At 52.4% G+C, this 20,763-nt stretch carries 19 protein-coding genes; 6 read left to right on the top strand and 13 right to left on the bottom strand.

The window, feature by feature from the left end; translation table 11 throughout:
* Window positions 1–67: 67 nt before the first annotated feature.
* From ispF to ftsB, 3 genes are read right to left on the bottom strand one after another with little or no spacing between them, the layout of a single operon-like run.
* Window positions 68–565, bottom strand: a complete 498-nt coding sequence (gene ispF / locus AB8809_RS04750; RefSeq protein ID WP_015841498.1) for a 2-C-methyl-D-erythritol 2,4-cyclodiphosphate synthase — start codon at window positions 563–565, stop codon at window positions 68–70.
* Between the two features lie 51 nt (window positions 566–616).
* Window positions 617–1,330, bottom strand: coding sequence for a 2-C-methyl-D-erythritol 4-phosphate cytidylyltransferase (gene ispD / locus AB8809_RS04745; protein WP_349854442.1), 714 nt, complete (start codon window positions 1,328–1,330; stop codon window positions 617–619).
* A gap of 3 nt (window positions 1,331–1,333) precedes the next feature.
* Window positions 1,334–1,669, bottom strand: a complete 336-nt coding sequence (gene ftsB / locus AB8809_RS04740) for a cell division protein FtsB (RefSeq protein ID WP_181829187.1) — start codon at window positions 1,667–1,669, stop codon at window positions 1,334–1,336.
* Window positions 1,670–2,010: 341 nt separating this feature from the next.
* On the opposite strand from ftsB, the gene AB8809_RS04735 reads away from it, so the two are divergent.
* From AB8809_RS04735 to AB8809_RS04725, 3 genes are all read left to right on the top strand, one after another.
* Complete coding sequence (locus AB8809_RS04735; RefSeq protein WP_015841501.1) at window positions 2,011–2,796, top strand: basic amino acid ABC transporter substrate-binding protein; 786 nt, start codon at window positions 2,011–2,013, stop codon at window positions 2,794–2,796.
* A 128-nt stretch (window positions 2,797–2,924) separates the two neighbouring features.
* The gene (locus AB8809_RS04730; RefSeq protein ID WP_015841502.1) at window positions 2,925–3,689 is read left to right on the top strand and encodes an amino acid ABC transporter permease; all 765 of its coding nucleotides are present in this window, start codon (window positions 2,925–2,927) and stop codon (window positions 3,687–3,689) included.
* The gene (locus AB8809_RS04725; RefSeq protein WP_015841503.1) at window positions 3,676–4,398 is read left to right on the top strand and encodes an amino acid ABC transporter ATP-binding protein; all 723 of its coding nucleotides are present in this window, start codon (window positions 3,676–3,678) and stop codon (window positions 4,396–4,398) included. The genes AB8809_RS04730 and AB8809_RS04725 overlap by 14 nt, the downstream gene beginning before the upstream one ends.
* A 57-nt stretch (window positions 4,399–4,455) precedes the next feature.
* On the opposite strand, the gene AB8809_RS04720 is transcribed toward AB8809_RS04725, so the two are convergent.
* The 9 genes from AB8809_RS04720 to AB8809_RS04680 form a co-directional block, all read right to left on the bottom strand.
* Window positions 4,456–4,788 (bottom strand): DUF3561 family protein, encoded by a 333-nt coding sequence (locus tag AB8809_RS04720; protein ID WP_180778709.1) that lies wholly within the window; start codon window positions 4,786–4,788, stop codon window positions 4,456–4,458.
* A gap of 57 nt (window positions 4,789–4,845) precedes the next feature.
* Window positions 4,846–5,526, bottom strand: a complete 681-nt coding sequence (gene cysC / locus AB8809_RS04715; RefSeq protein WP_349854443.1) for an adenylyl-sulfate kinase — start codon at window positions 5,524–5,526, stop codon at window positions 4,846–4,848.
* The gene (gene cysN, locus AB8809_RS04710; RefSeq protein ID WP_043881981.1) at window positions 5,465–6,892 is read right to left on the bottom strand and encodes a sulfate adenylyltransferase subunit CysN; all 1,428 of its coding nucleotides are present in this window, start codon (window positions 6,890–6,892) and stop codon (window positions 5,465–5,467) included. Before cysN ends, cysC begins: the two co-directional genes overlap by 62 nt.
* Window positions 6,893–6,966: 74 nt before the next feature.
* A complete protein-coding gene (gene cysD, locus AB8809_RS04705; protein WP_015841507.1) occupies window positions 6,967–7,875 on the bottom strand; it encodes a sulfate adenylyltransferase subunit CysD in 909 nt (302 codons plus the stop codon).
* A 9-nt stretch (window positions 7,876–7,884) separates the two neighbouring features.
* Complete coding sequence (cysG, locus tag AB8809_RS04700; protein WP_180778688.1) at window positions 7,885–9,327, bottom strand: siroheme synthase CysG; 1,443 nt, start codon at window positions 9,325–9,327, stop codon at window positions 7,885–7,887.
* A gap of 309 nt (window positions 9,328–9,636) precedes the next feature.
* On the bottom strand, window positions 9,637–10,371 hold the full coding sequence (locus AB8809_RS04695) for a phosphoadenylyl-sulfate reductase (RefSeq protein ID WP_181829189.1): 735 nt from the start codon (window positions 10,369–10,371) through the stop codon (window positions 9,637–9,639).
* 12 nt (window positions 10,372–10,383) lie between these two features.
* Window positions 10,384–12,117: an assimilatory sulfite reductase (NADPH) hemoprotein subunit gene (cysI, locus tag AB8809_RS04690; protein WP_180778686.1), complete on the bottom strand. Its 1,734-nt coding sequence runs from the start codon at window positions 12,115–12,117 to the stop codon at window positions 10,384–10,386.
* Window positions 12,117–13,946: an NADPH-dependent assimilatory sulfite reductase flavoprotein subunit gene (gene cysJ, locus AB8809_RS04685; RefSeq protein ID WP_349854446.1), complete on the bottom strand. Its 1,830-nt coding sequence runs from the start codon at window positions 13,944–13,946 to the stop codon at window positions 12,117–12,119. The genes cysI and cysJ overlap by 1 nt, the downstream gene beginning before the upstream one ends.
* A gap of 279 nt (window positions 13,947–14,225) precedes the next feature.
* Window positions 14,226–15,950, bottom strand: coding sequence for a PilZ domain-containing protein (locus AB8809_RS04680; protein ID WP_349854447.1), 1,725 nt, complete (start codon window positions 15,948–15,950; stop codon window positions 14,226–14,228).
* A 511-nt stretch (window positions 15,951–16,461) separates the two neighbouring features.
* Between AB8809_RS04680 and AB8809_RS04675 the strand changes: the two genes are divergently transcribed.
* Both AB8809_RS04675 and AB8809_RS04670 read left to right on the top strand, forming a co-directional pair.
* Window positions 16,462–17,202 carry an EAL domain-containing protein gene (locus tag AB8809_RS04675; RefSeq protein WP_349854448.1) on the top strand — a complete coding sequence of 247 codons (741 nt, stop codon included), beginning with the start codon at window positions 16,462–16,464 and terminating at the stop codon, window positions 17,200–17,202.
* A 154-nt stretch (window positions 17,203–17,356) separates the two neighbouring features.
* On the top strand, window positions 17,357–19,036 hold the full coding sequence (locus tag AB8809_RS04670; protein WP_349854754.1) for a hypothetical protein: 1,680 nt from the start codon (window positions 17,357–17,359) through the stop codon (window positions 19,034–19,036).
* 57 nt (window positions 19,037–19,093) lie between these two features.
* Here AB8809_RS04670 and AB8809_RS04665 read toward each other — a convergent pair whose 3' ends face one another.
* Window positions 19,094–20,386: an ABC transporter substrate-binding protein gene (locus tag AB8809_RS04665; protein WP_349854449.1), complete on the bottom strand. Its 1,293-nt coding sequence runs from the start codon at window positions 20,384–20,386 to the stop codon at window positions 19,094–19,096.
* Between the two features lie 68 nt (window positions 20,387–20,454).
* On the opposite strand from AB8809_RS04665, the gene AB8809_RS04660 reads away from it, so the two are divergent.
* A complete protein-coding gene (locus AB8809_RS04660) occupies window positions 20,455–20,643 on the top strand; it encodes a hypothetical protein (protein ID WP_349854450.1) in 189 nt (62 codons plus the stop codon).
* Window positions 20,644–20,763 lie beyond the last annotated feature (120 nt).

Here is a 20,763-nt window from a genome sequence, read left to right as displayed (position 1 = left end):
CTTATACTGTTAGTTTTCTATGATTGATAAGGTCTTGTTGATAAGACATTGATTGCAAAATAACCGCTTACCACGCGACAATTTCGCCAGTTCCTTTTTTCACCAGCAAGGCAACGGCTTCACAGGCAATACCCTCACCACGACCGGTAAAGCCCAACTGTTCTGTCGTGGTAGCTTTCACATTGACGTCATCCATATGGCACAGCAGATCTTCAGCCAGATTCACGCGCATTTGCGGAATATGCGGCGCCATTTTCGGTGCCTGCGCAATAATCGTGACGTCCAGATTGCCCAACTGATAGCCTTTTTCATTGATACGGCGCCAGGCTTCACGCAGCAGACCACGGCTGTCCGCCCCTTTAAAAGCCGGATCGGTATCAGGGAACAGCTTGCCAATATCACCCAGCGCGGCGGCGCCCAACAGGGCATCCGTCACCGCATGCAGCACGACATCCCCATCGGAATGCGCCAGCAGGCCCTGAGTATAAGGAATTCGCACGCCACCGATCACCAACGGACCTTCTCCACCGAACTTATGGACATCAAAACCGTGACCGATACGCATCGCGCGTTCTCCTTATGTATTTAGCAAATAAATTTAACGAATAAAATGAGGTTACTGCAAACTGGTTAAATAGAATTCAGCTAATGCCAAATCCTCTGGGCACGTGACTTTGATATTATCCGCCCGCCCGCTGATAATTTGCGGGCGATAGCCACAATATTCCAGCGCGGAGGCTTCATCTGTGACGGCCACGCCATCCTGAAGCGCCCGTTGCAGGCACTGTTTCAACAGTGCCGTGGGAAAAAGCTGCGGCGTCAGCGCATGCCACAAATCGTTACGTTCTACCGTGCGATCGATAAACCCATCCGTGCTGCGCTTCATGGTATCACGAACCGGGGCGGCCAAAATTCCACCAACGTCACTCTGCTCAACAATCGCCAGCAGGCGCGTCAGATCGTCCTGATGCAAACACGGACGCGCCGCGTCATGCACCAGCGCCCACGCGCCGTCGGCAACGGCGGATAGCCCTGCCAGCACGGAATCGGCACGCTGCTGCCCGCCCGTTACGGTACAAATACGGGGATCGCTGGCGATCGCCAGAGTATGAAAAAATGCGTCATCGGGACTGATAACGACGACGACACGCTGCACGCGTGAATGGCGTAAAAGCGCGTCGATAGTATGTTCAAGAATGGTTTTATGGCCGGTTGCATCATTACCAATCGTCAGATACTGCTTAGGACGATCGTTTTGCATTCTGCTGCCGTTACCCGCGGCGGGCAAAACGGCAACAATATCAGGCGGGGAAAGGCTGGGAGTCTGCATGCGTCAACGTTGTGTATTGTTGGATGGAGTATTAGTAGATGGAGCCGTATTCACGTTACGGTGGTTCGATTCCGGAACCAGACGATAGAAGCTTTCACCGGGTTTGATCATACCCAGCTCATTGCGTGCGCGTTCTTCAATCGCTTCCTGCCCGCCATTGAGATCGTCAATTTCGGCAAACAGTTGTTCGTTACGGTCTTTTAATTTGGCGTTGTTTCCCTGTTGGACAACAACATCATCTTTCACCCGAACATAATCATGAATGCCATTCTTGCCCAGCCACAGTGAGTACTGAAGCCAGCCAAGCAATATCAATAATAACAGCGTAAGCTTTCCCATCCCGCCCCCTGAAAAACCGCCTAATCATCCCATAACTTTTGTTTCGACTCCACTGTGTCGGGCAGTGGAAGGCAAGATTCACCGTGCCGCGTGCCTAAATGAGGATATTTCGGGCAGGAATTCGTACCAAATCAGCCACCAAATCACATTCTCGCCATCTATTCATTATCTTCGCGCTTTCTGCCGTCTCCCCGTAACGAGAAGGCACAACCCCATAGGAAATACCGGGATAAAACCGGCTACAGGAAAACGTCAGTTGAACCATTAATGCTATCTGTGTATTTTTATGCATACAAAGTGCATAAAAAAAGAAAATTTTACGTTTAAACCAGGAGAAACCCATGTTCAAAAAACTGTTATTCGTTGGTGCGCTCTGCGCCACCGCATTATCCACAACCGTACTCCCAACCAGCGCCTTCGCTGCAGAACCCACTTACGTGGTCGGCTCTGGCGGAACCTATCGTCCCTTTGAGTTTGAAAACGCGCAGAAAGAGCTGGAAGGCTTTGATATTGATATTATTAAAGCGATCGCCAAGGCGGAGAATTTCAATATCAAGCTGGTCAATACGCCGTGGGAAGGTATCTTCGCGACCCTTAACTCCGGCGATCGCGACATTATCATCTCCGGCATCACAATTACCGACAAGCGTAAGCAAATGGTCGATTTCTCCGCGCCTTATTTCCCTGCCGAGCAGTCTATTGTGGTGCCTAAAGGTTCTACGATCGACTCGATTGCCGCATTGAAAGATCACAAAGTCGGTGTTGTGAACTCCAGTACCGCCGATGTCGTGGTCTCTGACGTATTAGGGAAAAACAGTACATCGATTAAGCGCTTCGATAACACCCCATTAATGTTACAAGAGCTGTATGAAGATGGCGTGGGCGCCGCGGTTGGCGATGTGGGTGTGGTGAAGTTTTACATTAAGACTCACCCTGAAAAACAGTTCAACCTGGTTTCCGATGCCAAATTCGAACGCCAGTATTTTGGGATCGCCGTAGCGAAAGGCAACGATCAACTGCGTGAGAAGATTAACGCCGGGTTGAAAAAAATCGTTGCCGATGGCACCTACGCCAAAATCTATCAGACCTGGTTTGATAACAACGTTCCGACCTTACCCGCAGAATAACGCCTGCAATACACCGCGCTTCTGGTCTCCATTGCCTCACGCGAGACGTCGCACCAACCGGACAGCCAGCCTGTCCGGTTTAATTTAAAAGAATCATTACGTTAGCCTATTCAAAAAAGGAAACGATCTTGACGGGATTTCGTTGGGAGATCATTCAGGAGTATGCCCCGCTATTTATGGAAGGCACCTGGATGACCATCAAATGCACTATTATCTGTGTCATTCTTGGCACCTGTTGGGGATTAACGCTCGGGTTAGGCCGCTTAGCGCAAGCACCGCACGGGCCGTGGAAATATATCCTGCACTATGGCGTTCAGTGGCCGGTGCGTATCTACATTAGCGCCTTTCGCGGTACGCCGCTGTTTGTACAAATCATGGTGGTGCACTTCGCGCTGGTGCCGCTATTCATCAACCCACGTGACGGATTGCTGGTAACCAGCAATATTATGTCGGTCGATGTTGCCCGCACGCTACGCGCAGATTACGGCGCGTTCCTCTCCTGCATTGTGGCCATTACGCTGAATGCGGGCGCCTATGTCTCTGAAATATTCCGCGCCGGTATTCAGTCAATCGATCGCGGCCAGATGGAAGCATCTCGCTCGCTCGGCATGAGCTATGGCCGCACCATGCGGAAAGTCATCCTGCCACAGGCTTTTCGCCGTATGCTGCCGCCGCTGGGTAACAACGCCATCGCGATTGTGAAAGATTCCTCGCTGGCTTCGGCGATCGGATTGGCGGATCTCGCCTATGCCGCTCGCACGGTATCAGGGGCTTACGCCACGTACTGGGAACCCTATCTGGCGATCTCTATCGTCTATTGGGTTATTACTTTCCTGCTCTCGCTGCTGGTGCGGCACATGGAAACGAGGTTTGGCAAAAGTGATTCACGTTAATAACCTGCAAAAACAGTTTGGCGATACCCATGTCCTGCGTGGTATTTCCTGTGACATCGCGCCTCAGGAAGTGCTTTGCCTGATCGGTCCATCCGGCTCAGGAAAAAGTACTTTTCTGCGCTGTATCAATGCGCTGGAGACCCTTTCAGGCGGCGAGATTACGGTCAACGGTTTTGCTATTCACGATCAGAAAACCGATATCAATCGGATGCGTGAAAGCGTCGGTATGGTGTTTCAGCGCTTCAATCTGTTCCCACACATGACGGTGTTGGAAAATGTGATCATGGCGCCAATGGGAGTGAAGAAATTACCCCGTGCACAAGCCGTTGAACGCGCTAAAGCGTTGCTCAGCAAGGTTGGTTTGCTGGATAAAATCGATGCCTGGCCGAACAGCCTGTCCGGTGGTCAGCAGCAGCGCGTCGCGATTGCCCGCGCGTTGGCAATGGAACCGACGATCATGCTGTTTGATGAACCGACATCTGCGCTAGACCCGGAACTGGTTGGCGAAGTGCTGGCGGTCATGAAAACGCTGGCTAATGAAGGCATGACTATGGTCATCGTGACCCATGAAATGGCATTCGCAAAAGAAGTGGCCGATAGAGTGATCTTTATCGATCAGGGGATTATTCAGGAAGAAGGCACACCAGAGGCGATTTTTACTCATCCAAGCAACCCGCGCACGCAGGCTTTCCTAAGCAAGGTACTGTAAATATTCTCATACGGTAAAACCAAAGCTGTCAGCATCTCCTACGCTGGCAGCTTTTTTTCACCACCCCGTCAGAAAAGAAAATACCAGCCAAAACAGGCAGATGACCGTCAGCCCCGTCGCAAAAAGCGTATAAAAAAGATAGCCTCTCAGCAGAAAGCTAAACCCGACCCCCACCAGCACCGAAAACGGCATCAGCGCCAGAAAGAACGGCCACGTATAGAGCATGAAGAAAAACGTGGTATTAGAGCCGTATACCAGAAAAGGGATACTAAAGGCCAACCAATAGAAGGAGAACCCCGTCACCGCCCCCATAAACAGGTAGGAAACGCCGTCATCCTCTTCTTGCGCTGGCCGAGTCTTACTAATCGTTAACTGCGTGGCATTTTGCATAATCTTTCCCATTCTTCCCCTGCATCACCCAACAGCGCGGTGAAAAAAGCGGGGATATCAGAGCTTGATAATAGCTCGCTTGCCAAGCAGATCTAACAATTGGCCTGTCAAATTTGTTACTAATTGTTCACCATCCAGGTGGCTATCCGGCGCTTCCGGTGCCTCATACGCCGAGTCGATTCCCGTAAAATTACGCAGCTCTCCCGCACGGGCTTTTTTATACAACCCTTTAGGATCGCGTGCTTCACAGGTCGCTAACGGCGTATCGACGAAAACTTCGATGAACTGCCCTTCGCCCAATAAATCCTGCACCATTTTGCGCTCGGCGCGGTGCGGCGAGATAAACGCGGTCAGCACCACCAGACCGGCATCCACCATCAGTTTGGCGACTTCCCCCACGCGGCGAATATTCTCGCGCCGATCGTCATCGGTAAAGCCTAAATCGCGGCACAAACCGTGCCGGACGTTGTCGCCGTCCAGCAGGTAAGTGCTGACGCCACGCTGGTGCAGCGTCTGCTCCAGCGCCCCTGCCAGCGTGGATTTACCGGAACCTGACAGCCCGGTAAACCAGATAACGACGCCCTGATGACCATGCAATTTCTCGCGCGACTCACGGGTGACATCGTGCGCATGCCAGACGACGTTCTCGTCAGTCGGTTCATCACGTACAGACACGTTATTTGCCTCCCAGCAGATCGCGCGCACCCCAATGCGGGAAGTGACGACGTACCAGCGCATTCAGTTCCAGCTCAAACGCACTATACGCGCCCGGCTCCTGATATACCTGCTCGATAGGCTCACGCACCAGACCGGCGCCCACCGTGACGTTGCTCAGACGATCGATAAAGATCATGCCACCGGTTACCGCGTTGTGCTGATAGTTGTCCAACACCAGCGGTTCATCAAAAATCAGCTCAACCGAACCGATGCCATTCAGCGGCAGATTCTCCGCGACGCGCTGCGTCAACGTATTAATCTCAACCTGATACTGAATATTCTCGACCCGAGCGCGCGTTTTCTTGCCGCCAATCTTGATGTCGTAACTCTGTCCCGGCACCAGCGGCTGTTCCGCCATCCAGACCACATCCACCAGCGCATGCTGCACCGCCTTCAGCGATTCACCGCTATCGACCAGCAGATCGCCGCGGCTGATATCAATCTCATCCGCCAGCACCAGCGTAATGGCTTCACCTGCCTGCGCCTGCGGTAAATCACCGTCGAAGGTCACAATACGGCTGACAGTAGATTCTACGCCGGACGGCAGCACTTTAACCCGCTGCCCAACGCGGATAATGCCGGAGGCCAGTGTGCCCGCGTAGCCGCGAAAATCCAGATTCGGGCGGTTGACGTATTGCACCGGGAAGCGCATCGGCTGTTCCAGCGTGCGCTGTGCCACATTGACCGTTTCCAGCACGTCCAGCAGCGTTGGTCCGGTATACCAGTCCATCGTCGTGCCTGGCGTTGCGACATTGTCGCCATCCAATGCGGAAATCGGCACAAAAGTGATATTCAGGTCGGTAGGCAGTTGCTGAGCAAAATCCAGATAATCCTGCTTAAACTGCTCAAATACCGTTTGCTGATAATCCACTAAGTCCATTTTGTTCACCGCCACCACCAGATCGCGAATCCCCAGCAGGGTCGCGATAAAGCTGTGACGGCGAGTTTGATCCAAGACGCCTTTACGAGCATCAATCAGCAGAATCGCCAGCTCGCAGGTTGATGCGCCCGTCGCCATGTTGCGCGTGTACTGCTCGTGCCCCGGCGTATCGGCGATGATAAATTTGCGTTTTTCCGTCGAAAAATAGCGGTAGGCCACGTCAATCGTGATGCCCTGTTCACGCTCGGCCTGAAGCCCATCGACCAGCAGTGCCAGATCCAGCTTTTCGCCCTGTGTCCCCAGACGCTTGCTGTCGTTGTGCAGCGTACTGAGCTGATCTTCATAAATCTGGCGCGTATCGTGCAGCAAACGGCCAATCAGCGTACTTTTTCCATCATCGACGCTACCGCAGGTCAGGAAACGCAGCAGCGTCTTATCCTGCTGTGCGTGCAAATAGGCTTCCACACCGCCTTGCTCGGCAATCTGCTGTGCAATCGCATTATTGATGACGACGGCATCTTTATCAGCCGCGTTTTCCGCAACTGTATCTTTTAACGAAGTTTGGCTCATTCGACGATTCCTCAGAAATACCCTTGACGCTTTTTCAGCTCCATTGAACCGGCCTGATCGCGGTCAATCACCCTTCCCTGACGCTCACTGGTGGTGGAAACCAGCATCTCTTCGATGATTTCCGGCAGCGTCTGCGCCTCCGATGCCACCGCGCCCGTCAGTGGCCAGCAGCCCAGCGTGCGGAAACGCACCATGCGTTGTTCAATTACTTCACCCGGTTGCAGATCGATGCGATCGTCATCCACCATCAGCAGCATGCCATCGCGCTCCAGCACCGGACGCGGGGCGGCCAGATATAGCGGAACAATATCGATATTTTCCAGATAGATATATTGCCAGATATCCAACTCGGTCCAGTTAGAAAGCGGGAAAACACGAATACTCTCGCCTTTGTTAATCTGACCATTGTAGTTGTGCCACAGTTCCGGGCGCTGGTTCTTCGGATCCCAACGGTGGAAACGGTCGCGGAAGGAGTAAATACGTTCTTTAGCTCGCGATTTCTCTTCATCGCGACGCGCTCCGCCAAACGCGGCATCAAAACCGTATTTATCCAGCGCCTGCTTCAGCCCTTCGGTTTTCATGATGTCAGTGTGCTTGGCGCTGCCGTGTACGAAGGGGTTAATTCCCAATGCTTCGCCCTGTGGGTTGCGGTGCACCAGCAGTTCACAGCCGTAAGCTTTCGCCGTACGGTCGCGGAATTCGTACATTTCACGAAATTTCCAGCCGGTATCGACGTGCAGCAACGGGAAAGGCAGCGACCCCGGATAGAACGCCTTGCGTGCCAAATGCAGCATCACCGAAGAGTCTTTGCCGATGGAGTACATCATCACCGGGTTACTGAACTCGGCCGCCACTTCGCGGATGATGTGAATGCTTTCGGCTTCAAGCTGCCGTAAATGCGTCAGTCGTTTCTCGTCCATACCCTTTCCTTAAGCCAAGTTTACTACCGCTGGGCGGCTGTCTTGCGGCACCGTCGGCGTTGTCTGACCAAACCAGGCAATCTGGTGATGCAAATCCACCACCTCGCCAATCACCAGCAGCGCCGGTGTCGGCGCTTGCCGTGCCAAATGTTCTAACTCTTGCAGTGTGCCGATTTGCACCTGCTGATCGTGTCGGGTGCCGCGGCTGATCACAGCGACAGGTGTCTGCGCTGAACGGCCATGCGCGATAAGCTGCTGCGAAATTTCAGCGGCCTTCATCGTTCCCATATAAATCGCCAGCGTCTGACGCCCGCGCGCCAGCGTTGACCAGTCCAGCGCGTCGCCATCGGGGCGACAGTGGCCAGTAATAAATAGTACGCTCTGCGCGTAATCACGGTGCGTCAGCGGAATCCCCGCATACGCCGTGACGCCCGCAGCAGCCGTCACACCGGGCACCACCTGAAACGTGATGCCAGCCTGCGCTACCGCCTGCAACTCTTCGCCGCCGCGGCCAAAAACGAAGGGATCGCCACCTTTCAGGCGCACTACCCGCTTGCCTTCTTGCGCTAGCGTCACCAGTAGCTGATTAATCTCATCCTGCGGGAGCGAATGCTCACTGGCGCGCTTTCCAACGCAGATGCGTTCAGCATCGCGGCGCACCAGATCCAACACATCGGCGCTGACCAGATGGTCATACAGCACCACGTCCGCCTGCTGCATCACTTGTAATCCACGCAACGTAAGCAACCCAGCATCACCGGGGCCTGCGCCAACCAGCGCTACTTCACCGCGTGCTGCAGCAGGCAGTTGCTGCTCGTCTTGCTGATTAACCAGTTGCTGTTGCAATTCGTCTTCGGCCTGCGCGAGTTGTCCGGCAGAAACCAGCGCCGCAAAACGCCCGACAAACAACCGTTCCCAGAAACGACGACGTGCCGACATCGAATGCAGTCGGGTTTTAATCCTGTCGCGCCAGCTTCCGGCTATGTCCGCCATCGTGCCCAAACTGGCGGGCAGTAATGATTCCAGCTTTTCACGCAGCAAGCGTGCCAGCACTGGCGCTTGCCCACCGGAGGAAATCGCCACCACCAGCGGAGAGCGATCGACAATCGAAGGGAAAATAAACGAGCACTTCGGCTGATCGTCCACCACGTTCACCAGCAAATGGCGCTGATTCGCCGCCTCAAATACGGCCGCGTTCAGCTCAGCGTCATCCGTAGCGGCAATCACCAGAAATACGCCAGATAGCAAATCAGGCGTAAAAACCTGTGCCAGCCATTCAATCTTCCCGGCCTGATGCTGCACAGCCAACGGTTCGGCCAGCGCCTGCGCGACAATTTTTACCTCCGCACCCGCGCGTTGCAGTAGATCGATTTTGCGCGTAGCAACCTCGCCGCCGCCCACAACCAGTACTGGGCGCTGACGAAGATCGGCAAATATAGGGAGATAGTTCACAATCGCCTTAACTAAGCAAAAAAGTAGATAATGCGACTATACGGTGAGGACAGAACACTTATGAAATGCCGAATTGGAATGACAAGTTCCGTAATGGAATAACACCACGTTTACAACTGAGATTGGGATGATAACGGCGGTAAAAATGACGGTGATAAAAAACCGGACAATGCCCTAGTGCCTATCGCTGAAGCATTGAGATACACGGGGCGACCACAGGGGTGAGGCGTCTCTACGGGAACCTCCCCCTGTGTTTCCCCTAATAACGGGCTTAAGTAACCAGTATCAGGAGATACCCAGTTGTCTCTTTTACCCTTCGTGCAGCCCGCACTCGCGTTTCAGGCCGAAGAAGCGGGTTTCCTCTTCACTCATGCCCGGTTCCCATTTGCGGGTGGTGTGCGTATCGCCAACAGACAGATAGCCCTGATCCCAGAGCGGGTGGTAGCTCAGACCATTTTCTTTCAGATATTGATACACCGTCCGGTTATCCCAATCGATAATCGGCAGGAATTTGAAGACGCCACGCTGAATCGCCAGCACCGGCAAGTCTCCCCGACTGCCGGACTGCTCACGGCGCAGGCCAGCAAACCACGTTTTTGCCTTTAACTCGCTCAGCGCCCGATTCATCGGCTCAACTTTATTCAGCAGGTTGTAGCGCTCAATGCCTTCCACGCCCTGTTCCCACAGTTTGCCGTAGCGCGCTTCTTGCCAGGCTGCGGATTCAGCGGCGCGATACACTTGCAGATTCAGTTTCAACTGCTCCGTCAGCGCATCAATAAACTGATAGGTTTCAGGGAACAGATAGCCTGTATCCGTGAGGATAACCGGGATATCCGGTCGCTGTTGTGTCACCAGATGCAGCGATACCGCAGCCTGAATACCGAAGCTGGACGACAAAACATAATCGCCCGGCAAATTCTCCAGCGCCCAGCTTACTCTTTCCTGTGCAGACAGCTGTTCAAGCTGACCATTCACGACAGCCAAGGCTGCCGCCTGCTCCGCTTTCGGTAACGCGTTGAGCGCCTCAAGGTTAAATTCGGCCATCAGGCTCTCCTGTCAGTCATAAAAATCGCGCGCGGGATCCAGCACCGGTCTAATGATATTGGTGCGAATAGTGAAATCACCGAAGCCTTCGTTCGGCTGGCGATCCTGTGCCCACAGCCCAATAAGCCGATCAATTTCCGCCAGGATCTCGGTTTCATTAATGTTCTCGCGATACATACGAGGAATACGTGTCCCTTCGCGATTCCCACCGAGGTGCAGGTTATAACGCCCTACCGCTTTGCCCACCAGACCGATTTCCGCCAGCATCGCACGGCCGCAGCCGTTCGGGCAGCCCGTGACGCGCAGAACAATGTGTTCATCACCCACACCGTGCTGCTGCATGATATCTTCCACTTTCGTGACAAACTCCGGCAGGAAACGCTCGGCTTCCGCCATCGCCAGCGGACAGGTGGGGAACGACACGCAGGCCATTGAATTCTTGCGTTGCTCGCTCACGCTGTCATCAATCAAACCGTGTTCACGCGCCAGCGCATCAATTTTCGCTTTGCTGCGCGCAGGCACGCCGGCGATGATCAAATTCTGGTTCGCCGTTAAGCGGAAATCCCCTTTGTGGATTTTAGCGATTTCCGCCAAACCGGTTTTCAACGGTCGACCCGGATAATCCAGAATACGGCCATTTTCGATAAACAGCGTCAGATGCCATTTGTTATCGATGCCTTTTACCCAGCCAATACGATCGCCACGTCCGGTGAATTCATACGGACGCACCGCTTCAAATTTCACACCGGCACGCGCTTCCACTTCCTGCTTGAAGTTGTCTACACCTACGCGCTCCAGCGTGTATTTGGTTTTCGCATTTTTACGGTTAGTACGGTTGCCCCAATCGCGCTGCGTGGTCACCACCGCTTCCGCGATGGTCAGCGTATGTTCGATGGAAATATAGCCCAGCTCGCTGGCGGTACGCGGGTAGGTTTCTTTATCACCGTGCGCGATAGACAACCCACCGCCCACCAGCACGTTGAAGCCCACCAGACGGCCATTATCAGCAATCGCAATAAAATTGAGATCGTTCGCATGCAGATCCACATCATTCTGCGGCGGAACCACGACCGTGGTTTTGAACTTACGCGGCAGATACGTCGAACCCAGAATCGGTTCTTCATCCGTCGTTGCTACCTTTTCCTGATCCATCCAGATCTCAGCGTAGGCACGCGTGCGCGGCAGCAGATGTTCAGAGATCTTTTTCGCCCACTCATATGCTTGCTGATGCAGTTCGGATTCGATCGGGTTAGACGTACACAACACGTTACGGTTCATGTCATTCGCCGTCGCCAGCGCATCCAGACCAATGCTATTCAGCATCTGGTGTACCGGTTTCACGTTCGATTTGAGAATACCGTGATACTGGAACGTCTGGCGGTTCGTAATACGAATGCTGCCATATATCGTGCTTTCGCCAGCAAATTTATCGATCCGCAGCCACTGCTCCGGCGTCATCACGCCACCGGGCAAGCGGCAGCGCAGCAGCATGGCATGGCGCGGTTCCAGTTTCTGCTCGGCACGCTCGGCGCGAATATCACGGTCATCCTGCTGATACATACCGTGGAAACGGATCAGCAGAAAATTGTCGCCTTTGAAGCCGCCAGTCAGACCATCGTTCAGGTCTTCAGCAATTGTGCCGCGCAGGAAGTTACTTTCAGTCTTCATGCGCTCAGCATCAGTGAGTTTCCCTTCTACCACCAGGGGACCAGGGTGTTTTTCACTGAAAACGTATTTTTCGCTCATTAGTACACATCTCGCTGATAACGGCGCTCAAGGCGCAGATCGCTTAAAAACTCATCGGCTTGTTCACTGTCCATGCCGCCATGCTCAACTATCACGTCCAGCAGCGCCCGCTCGACATCTTTCGCCATACGGTTGGCATCACCACACACGTACAGGTGCGCACCGTCCTGAATCCAACGCCAGACTTCCGCACCCTTTTCCCGCAGCTTGTCCTGCACATAGATTTTGTGTGCCTGATCGCGTGACCACGCCAGATCGATGTTGGTCAGCAGCCCATCTTTAACGTAGCGCTGCCATTCAACCTGATACAGGAAATCTTCCGTAAAGTGAGGGTTACCAAAGAACAGCCAGTTTTTCCCTTCTGCCCCTTCGGCATCGCGCTGCTGCATAAACGCGCGGAACGGTGCAATCCCGGTGCCCGGCCCGATCATGATGACCGGCGTATCGGAATTGGCAGGCAGACGGAAGTTATCGTTGTGCTCAATGAAGACGCGGATTTCATCATCTTCGCTCAGTCGGTCAGCCAGATAGCTGGATGCGCCACCGGCCCGCGCGCGGCCTTCGTATTCGTAGCGCACCACGCCAACGGTGATATGCACTTCGCTTTCGGCTTCTGCCTGCGAGGAAGCAATAGAGTAAAGACGCGGCGTCAACGGACGCAGCAGACCCAGCAGTTGATCCGCCGTCAGTTCAGCCGGCGCCTGTCGCACCATATCCACCAGCGGTGTCCGTTGTGCGAACTGCTGAAGTGCGGGCTTATCGGCCAACAGCGACAGCAGCGTCTCGTTACGCGACAGCGCTGCATATTTCTCGACGATCGGCGCGGTGTTTTGCGTCAGCTCAAAATGGCTTTTCAGCGCCTGCGATAATGGCAGCGTCTTACCGTCAACGCTGACGGATTCATCGCCTTTCAGCCACAGCAGTTCCAGCAATTCCTGCACCAGTGCCGGATCGTTATCAAACCACACGCCCAGCGCGTCTCCCGGCTGATAACGTAAACCGGAATCGCCCAGATCGATCTCGATATGGCGCACATCTTTTTCTGAACCACGCCCGGTTACTTTCTGATTCACCGCAAATGTGGCATGCAACGGTGAGGATTTGCTGTACGGGCTGCTGGTAATTTCATCCAGTGCGCCCTGAGCGGCAATCTGTGCGACGGCTTCACCCTGAACCGGCACTCGCGCCTGCAAAATATCAACCAGCTGGCGACGCCACTGTTCAGCTAGCGCCTGATAATCGACATCGGCATCAACGCGATCCAGCAGACGCTCCGCGCCCAGCTCAGCCAGACGGTCATCGAAATCCTTACCCGCCTTGCTGAAGAATTCGTAAGAAGTATCACCCAGACCAAACACGGCAAACACGGTGTCTTTCAGCGCCGGGGCTTTCTTGGACAGCAGGAACTTATGCAGCGCGACCGCTTCTTCCGGCGGCTCGCCTTCCCCCTGCGTCGAGGTCACGATCAGCAGCAGTTTTTCCTGCCCGATTTGCTTGAACTTGTAATCACCCGCATTGACCAGATTAACGGACAGCTTGGCTGCCAGCAGGTCGTCACGCAGCTGTTCCGCGACCCGACGTGCGTTACCGGTCTGTGAGGCAGAAATCAGCGTGATGGTTTGTACCGGCACCGTTACTGCGGAAGCGGTAGCCGCCGCGGCGATCGTGGTACCAGACTGCACGTTCCCAGGCTGTTGTACCAGCCCCCAGAAATAGCCGGATAGCCAGGCCAGCTGCGTCGATGAGAAATCACCGGTTGCCGCCTGTAAACGCGTTAATTGCTCCGCACTCAGCGGAAGCAATGAAGTGGGGGAAACCGGAGTAGTCATTGTGATTTCTGTTTCCTTGTGCCTGTGCAGTTAGCCAACGACGCTAATACAAAAACATGCAATAAAAAGATGGATGGAGGATAAGGGTAACGATCTGCATCTTAACAATTAAAGAAATGATGGAAATATTAAATAACCAAAATGACTAAATGGTTTTTCTGATAGTCCTTATTGCTTAAAGTGTTATAGCCGATGGCATGCGCCTTTCATGGCGATATCGGTAAGATATGCATTCGGAAAGCGGGGCTGCCACGCAACCCCATATAGACAGGATGTGAGTTAAATTTTCAGGACTTTCATGCCGAAATCGTCTGGACTCACGATGTTTTCGAGCTGGCCGACCTGCAACAAGTCGCCTTTAGAGACGACGCTGCTGATATTGGTGTCAGGAAAGCGAAGGTTTTTGACGAGGTGTACCGCAATAGGTCGCCCCTTTTTATCAATATCCATCACCCACCCGAGGAAGCCTCCCGAGTATTTCGCCAGACTGCCTATTGGGTAGAGACCATAAATCTGGACGTATTTAACCAGTACCGCCTTGTCATACGCGGCGTTCGCCTCATAGATTTTGCGGTAGGCAGCCAATGGCGTACGGGGCGAAACACCATTCCGCGCATGCCTGAGCTTATTAATCGCCTTAATCACAGAGACCAAGCGAACTAACGGCGACAATTGTTCGGCGCGTTTGCCGTGCGGATAGCCGCTACCGTCCAAACGCTCGTTAGCATTCTCAATCACATCTCGGCAAGTGGGGCTTATCGCCCAGTCCAGTTCACGTAACTTCTCGCGCAGTGCTTCTACGTGACCAATCAGGATCGCTTTCTGCATCGGATTCATGTTGACCTTGAGCGACGGAAGGCTGGCATTGACCAGCAGCGGCTTACCCATAGTATGAAGCAATGCGCCTAATACGGCCTCGCGCACGTAGGGATCGTGCGGATCGGAAAGTAGCAGCATATCGGCCAGTTTCCCTGCAACCTGCACCGCATGCCTGACCCACTCCGCTTCATCACGCAGGAACGACAGCGCATACAGAAAAGCCTTTCTCTCTTTTTTGACCATATAGATCAGGGTGTCGACACAGTCATAAAAGATCTCAACGGGCAGTTGATTGCGCGTTTTGATGTACATCAGCCCAATCTGAAGCCGATGGGCAACCTCCATGACGCCCCGTTCCATCGGCGTCTGGCGGGTGCGTTTCTCGCGTTCCTGGCTTTCTCGCAGCAAGATATTTTTCTCCTTAGTGCCAGGAATGAACAGCGGAGACGAATACACCATGCTGCCAGTGACGCCGGTTCGGTATGCCGCCTCTCTTTCCGACTCATGGGTATAATGAAGCAGGGCTTCAGACTGGGATGAAGACAAATTGATAAACTGGATGCCGACAGCCGCATAGCCATTATTCCCAAAGGGGCGTATATGGCGAATTCTTCCCTCGGCATAAAAGCTTTCCCCGTTAGGAAATTCCAGCGTAATGCCGGGGATATTCTGCCCCACATCAATCGCAATGCTTTCAACCAGATCGATTTCGACCATACACCCACCGGTCGATAAATTACGCAGCGTTCCGGGCACGTTAAGCGTGTGCATATAAACTTCGATGCGAGCACGAGCCTGCATACCAAGAATAAAAGGAATACGAATCGCACCTCTGTTTTCAGTGACGAAAACAGAGTCTGGCAGGCGACACTCCAGACGATAAAACATACTGTCCGTCTTGAATAATTGCGTAGAAATATTACACAGACTGTAGGTTTCTCGTTCGATGTTCTCCGTACCTTTGAGCGCTTCCAGATCAAAATTCAAACCACCATCGGCAAGATATCTGTCGATATCTGAACCAGAATATTCTACTGCCAACACAATACGGTTTTTATCCAGATTCAATTCCGCAACGTCAGCCTTTAATGCATATAGCATATCCTTGGCATAGATAGACATCACATATGAATGTTGCAGCAATGCGCTAATCACTTTAGCGGGAGGAGGAGAAAAATGTTCCACTATAATATCTACCTATTAACGCGATGGTGATATACCCCAAAATCCAAAAAGGACTTCTCTTTTTAATAAAATGAATGCTCACACGGAATTAAATGCTGATTCTTACTGAGTAGAACATCACCCAGATTCAATTCTGAGTTTTTCTCCCCTTTGATAGGATTACGAAACGGCAATCTTAACGTCGCTTATCATCCTAACAAGGATACTATGAAGTCACAACGGTCACACGCCACCGTCATATTGATTTAAATTCAAACAAAAAAAACTTAACCACCAATTAAACAAAAACAATCAATTTAAAAACCCAGATAAATTAACAAAATTAGAATTAAACACCAATGACAACATAGATTTAAACGATCATTATTTTTTATTCAATAGTCAATAACTATCAAACAAGAATTATTGATCATTTTAAACAATTTCCATCTATTCCAAATTGCTGTGTAGAATCCAGACGAGCAAGGCTGTGGAATTCCTATTTCTATGGAGAGGGTGAGTAATCAGTAAAATGAATACAACAACATTGAATATTGATGGAAAAATTCTTAGGCTGACAGCAGAGTTCCAGCCTATCATCCATCTCCCTCACAATAAAATATTCCGCTATGAAGCCCTCGCCAGGTTTTATAATTCGGAAGGCACACTGATATCAACGCAACAAACCATAGATAGAATAGAGAAATCTAAGGCAATCGATAAAGTAACAGACTTTATGTTTGATGTTGTCTGTCAGGTAATAAAAAACAAAAGCAGCATGACAATATCTTTCAATCTTTCACATTTACTTTTTAATAATTCCGCCTATCTGGAAAGGTTATACCAAAAATGTATTACGCATGAGGTTAACCCACAGAATATAGAAATAGAGATCAGTGAAAAAACGACGCGACAGCAGTTAATAGACGGGATACCTTTTTTAAATCAGGCCAAAAAATATGGCTTTATGCTTTCGTTAGATGACTTCGGCGCAGGAAATCTACAAATAGACAGCCTGAGCTTGTTTGACTTCGATACCATAAAAATCGATCGTTCTATTATTGATGGCATCGGTAAAGAAGAGACAAAATCACAAAAACTAAAGGTCTTATTGAACAAACTTATCCCTCTTGGGGTAAATATTATCTGTGAAGGCGTTGAGAAAGCGACGGATTTGAACCGGTTAAATAAATACCACCCCATTGGGATTCAAGGATATATCTTCTATCGGCCACTCACATTCAGCCAATTAAGGCTGCTGGAGGGCTTTTAGCTGATATCTTCAGCCTCTGCTGCCCCGCCAACAACCTCTTAGACGATCGACATTAGCGAACAGGCTCACATTTCTGGCGTTCGCCACAGGAATTTATCCTTTTACAATGGCGTATCAATGCGATACTCACGCCTGTGGCAACGGGAGAAAAATGATGTGGCAACGACGCGCGCTGGAACTCAATACGCAGGATATTTGGCACTGGCAACAGGTCCTCTCGGTCACCGATTACGCCCGAGAACAGGGCTTCAATACGCTGGTGCTGGGCGCTGCGGATTTGCTGGATAAACTGGTTACACCGGAAGCCTACAATAACGCACGTTTTGACGATCGCATCAGCAGCCAACAACGTTCCCGCTGTATTTACCTGAATCAGGTCGCGGCACACTGCCGTGAACAGGGGCTGGCGCTGTATCTGCAATGCAAAGAGCTGTCGTTCCCCACAGATTTATTGCTCCACCACCCGGAATTACTGGACGACAAACATAGCCTCCGCATGGATACCGATTTTTGGTGCGACTACCTTGCCGCCAAAGTCGAACTGCTGATGCAGCAGATCCCGCGCCTGAGCGGCCTGCTGCTGGCGATCTCCAACAGCGACAGCCTGCTACGCTTTTCAGCCCCCTCCGGCGATGAGATCAACGGCGTCGTTCCCGTCACGACACACTGGCCGACGAACGCTGACAGCGAGCAGATCTACCACCGCTTATTTTCCGCCGTCGCCCGCGTGATGCACTACCACCAGCGTCATCTGGTATTGCGCGCTTTTCCCGCCAGCCATCAGGACATCGGTAATGTGCTGAACGCTATTCGCACGCTGCCGGAATCCGTTTCTGTCGCCATCAAAGTCACGCCAGAACGCTTCTGGCCTGAGTTCCCCAATAACCCTGCGCTGCTGGACGTCAGCGGGCGTGAAGTCTGGGTTGAACTGGATCTGGCGGGCGAAGAAGTTGGCTGGGGCAACCTTCCCTTCCTGCGCTACACCGAAGTGCAGGGGCGACTGCTGTGGTGCCGGGAGAAAAATCCCGCGATTGTCAGCGCGCTGTGTCGCATCAGTTGGGAAGGCGTGGATAATCACAGTGTAATCGGTACGCTCAGCGAATTTACGCTGTTCGCCAGTTCCCGCTTACTCATGAACCAGACCGCATCGACAAACGAAAGTACGCTGTTCGCGCAGTGGTTAATGGCGCGCTATCAGTGGCAACCGGACGATAGCGTACTGCACACGATGCAGACCTTGTTGGATCAGGCGCATCAGGCCATTTCCCTGTCACTGTACGCCCGCCACCACGTTTTTCACCGCCACAGCCTGCTGCCGACCAGTTTTGGTCAGGCGATCTGGAGCCTGTATGGTCAGCTCAACCGTAACCACTGGCTACCGGGCTCCGGTCAGGATATTACGTTCGACCCGCAGCATGCGGATCTGGCGTCGCAAAACCTCTATCACATCGCGAAAGAGAAAGATGCCGCGTGGCAGTTGGCGGAACAGTGCCAGCAGGCCGCACTGCAATTCTCTCGTGAACACACGATGCCGGAAGCGCTCCGCCAGCGCTGGCAGCAGGAATGGCGCGGCCTGACGCTGTATTGCCGAGCGTTTGTTCACGCGCAAAAAGCCTTCTTTACGCTGCACTACTGCAAACAGGTGGAGAACAACTGGACGCTGCGAGAAATCGCCAAAACCAACATTCAGGCGCTGTACGGGATCGGGCATGAGATGGAAGATTTCTGCCTACAGCACCGGGAGTACCCGGTGAGCATGCATGTGATGTTTGATGCCGGGCGTCCACGCGCGTTAGCCGATAGCCTGCAACAACAGTTGGCTGAACTCGCGTAACGCACCGGCCAATAAAATACCGTAGTCAGTCACTGACTACGGTATTCGGTGATTCGCTTAGCGGATCACCCGTTTCAGAATGCGATCGCCTGAATTGCTGAAGTTTTTCGCCGACTCTTCGACGCTCTTTTTGCCATAATCCAGCTGTTCGATGGTTTGCAGGATCAGGCTGGCAAGCTGCGGATCTTCAAGATAGGAAGAAACGGGTGTTTGCATCGGCTTTTGCAGCGCCAGCGATAATCCGGCAACCGACAGATCGTTCGTATCCAGCTTCTGCTTTTCTTCCAGCGCTTGTCTGGCGATGCGGCTGAGCGGAATACCGCGCTCGGTGCCCATCAGCAGCGCTCCCTCAGGGTCGTTCATCAGGAAATTCAGCAGCAGCGCCGCTTCTTTCGGGTGCCTGGTATTTTTACTGATGGCAAACAGCATAGAGGGTTTGAAGAACTGCCCGGAATTCTCCGACCCCGGCGTCATAATGTATGGCCCTAACTCAAGCTTGCCGGGTGCCGCCAGCGGATCGGCGTATTTCTTCACGACCGAAATCCACAGATGCGCGCCGCCGTATTCGCCGTTAATCCAGGGACGCGTTTCATACATGCCGACTTTGCCAAACGCGTTGTAATACTTCGAGGACGGCATCACATGTTCGTCGATCAAACGCTTATAGAAGCGGAACGCCTCGATCCATTGCGCCTCACTGTAGTTAAAGCGTTTGTTCTTCTCATCGATCATGCCGATCTGATATTTCTGCGTCATGTAATAGTTGATCAATTCCAGCACGCCTTCACCGCTGTCCTGCGCGGGAGAAGCAATGGGGAAATAGTTATCGCCCAGTTTTTCTTTAAATACCTTGCCAGCATGGAACAGTTCATCCCAGGTGGTGGGATACGGCAGTCCGGCTTTCTTCCAGGTTTCCGTGTTGTAGTACATCACCAGCGCATTCAGCGAGGTGGAAATCGCATTCACCTTGCCATCAATCGTCGCGGGCTTCAGCGCATCTTCGGGGAAATCCTGCAATTTTAGCGTATCACTCAGCTTATTCAGGTCATAAAAGCCGGTACCGGTCTTGGAAAAAATCGGCAGCCAGTTCCAGTTGACCTGTAACACATCCGGTTCTTCAGCGCTGGCAATCTGTGTCGTCAGACGGGATAAGTGCCCGTCCCAGCCGGTATATTCCGGCTTCACGCTGATATGCGGATATTTTTTCTGAAACGCCTCCAGTGCGGTCAACGTCGCCTGATGACGGCTATTTCCTCCCCACCAGGAGAGGCGTAATTCCACGGGTTCAGCAGCCTGCGCGAGCGAACAGAGCGCAGAGAAGGCGATGACAATCAGTCCAGGTAATCTCATTTTTCCCCCAACGACATTATTATTGTGGTGTGTCTGGTGTGGCGTATGGATGAGAACAGGTAGGGTACATGACTACATTTCTCGACCCTGACAAGATAGGCAGAACCTTTTTTATCGCGCCAGCCGTCACGGCGGAAAAACGCGTGATTTGCGGGGCTGACGGAAGAAATGTTGATGGCCGCATCGCGTTAGTGGACGTTTCAATCACGCAGCGTGAGCCCTATCTGACGCAGCAGGGAGGTGCCTCACATCATTAACCGGCACACCACACCAAAAAGAGATTCATTTCACAAATAAGAAACACAAAAACAACAAAACCACCCCGTGTGCGTGGTAAAAGAGAGAAAACGGTGTAAAAACGTGATGAAACACACACA

This window comes from Pectobacterium aroidearum, assembly GCF_041228105.1.
GTDB classification, from domain to species: Bacteria; Pseudomonadota; Gammaproteobacteria; order Enterobacterales; family Enterobacteriaceae; genus Pectobacterium; species Pectobacterium aroidearum.
The sequence above is the reverse complement of the archived record's forward strand: the minus strand, read 5'-3'. Positions and strand labels throughout refer to the sequence as shown.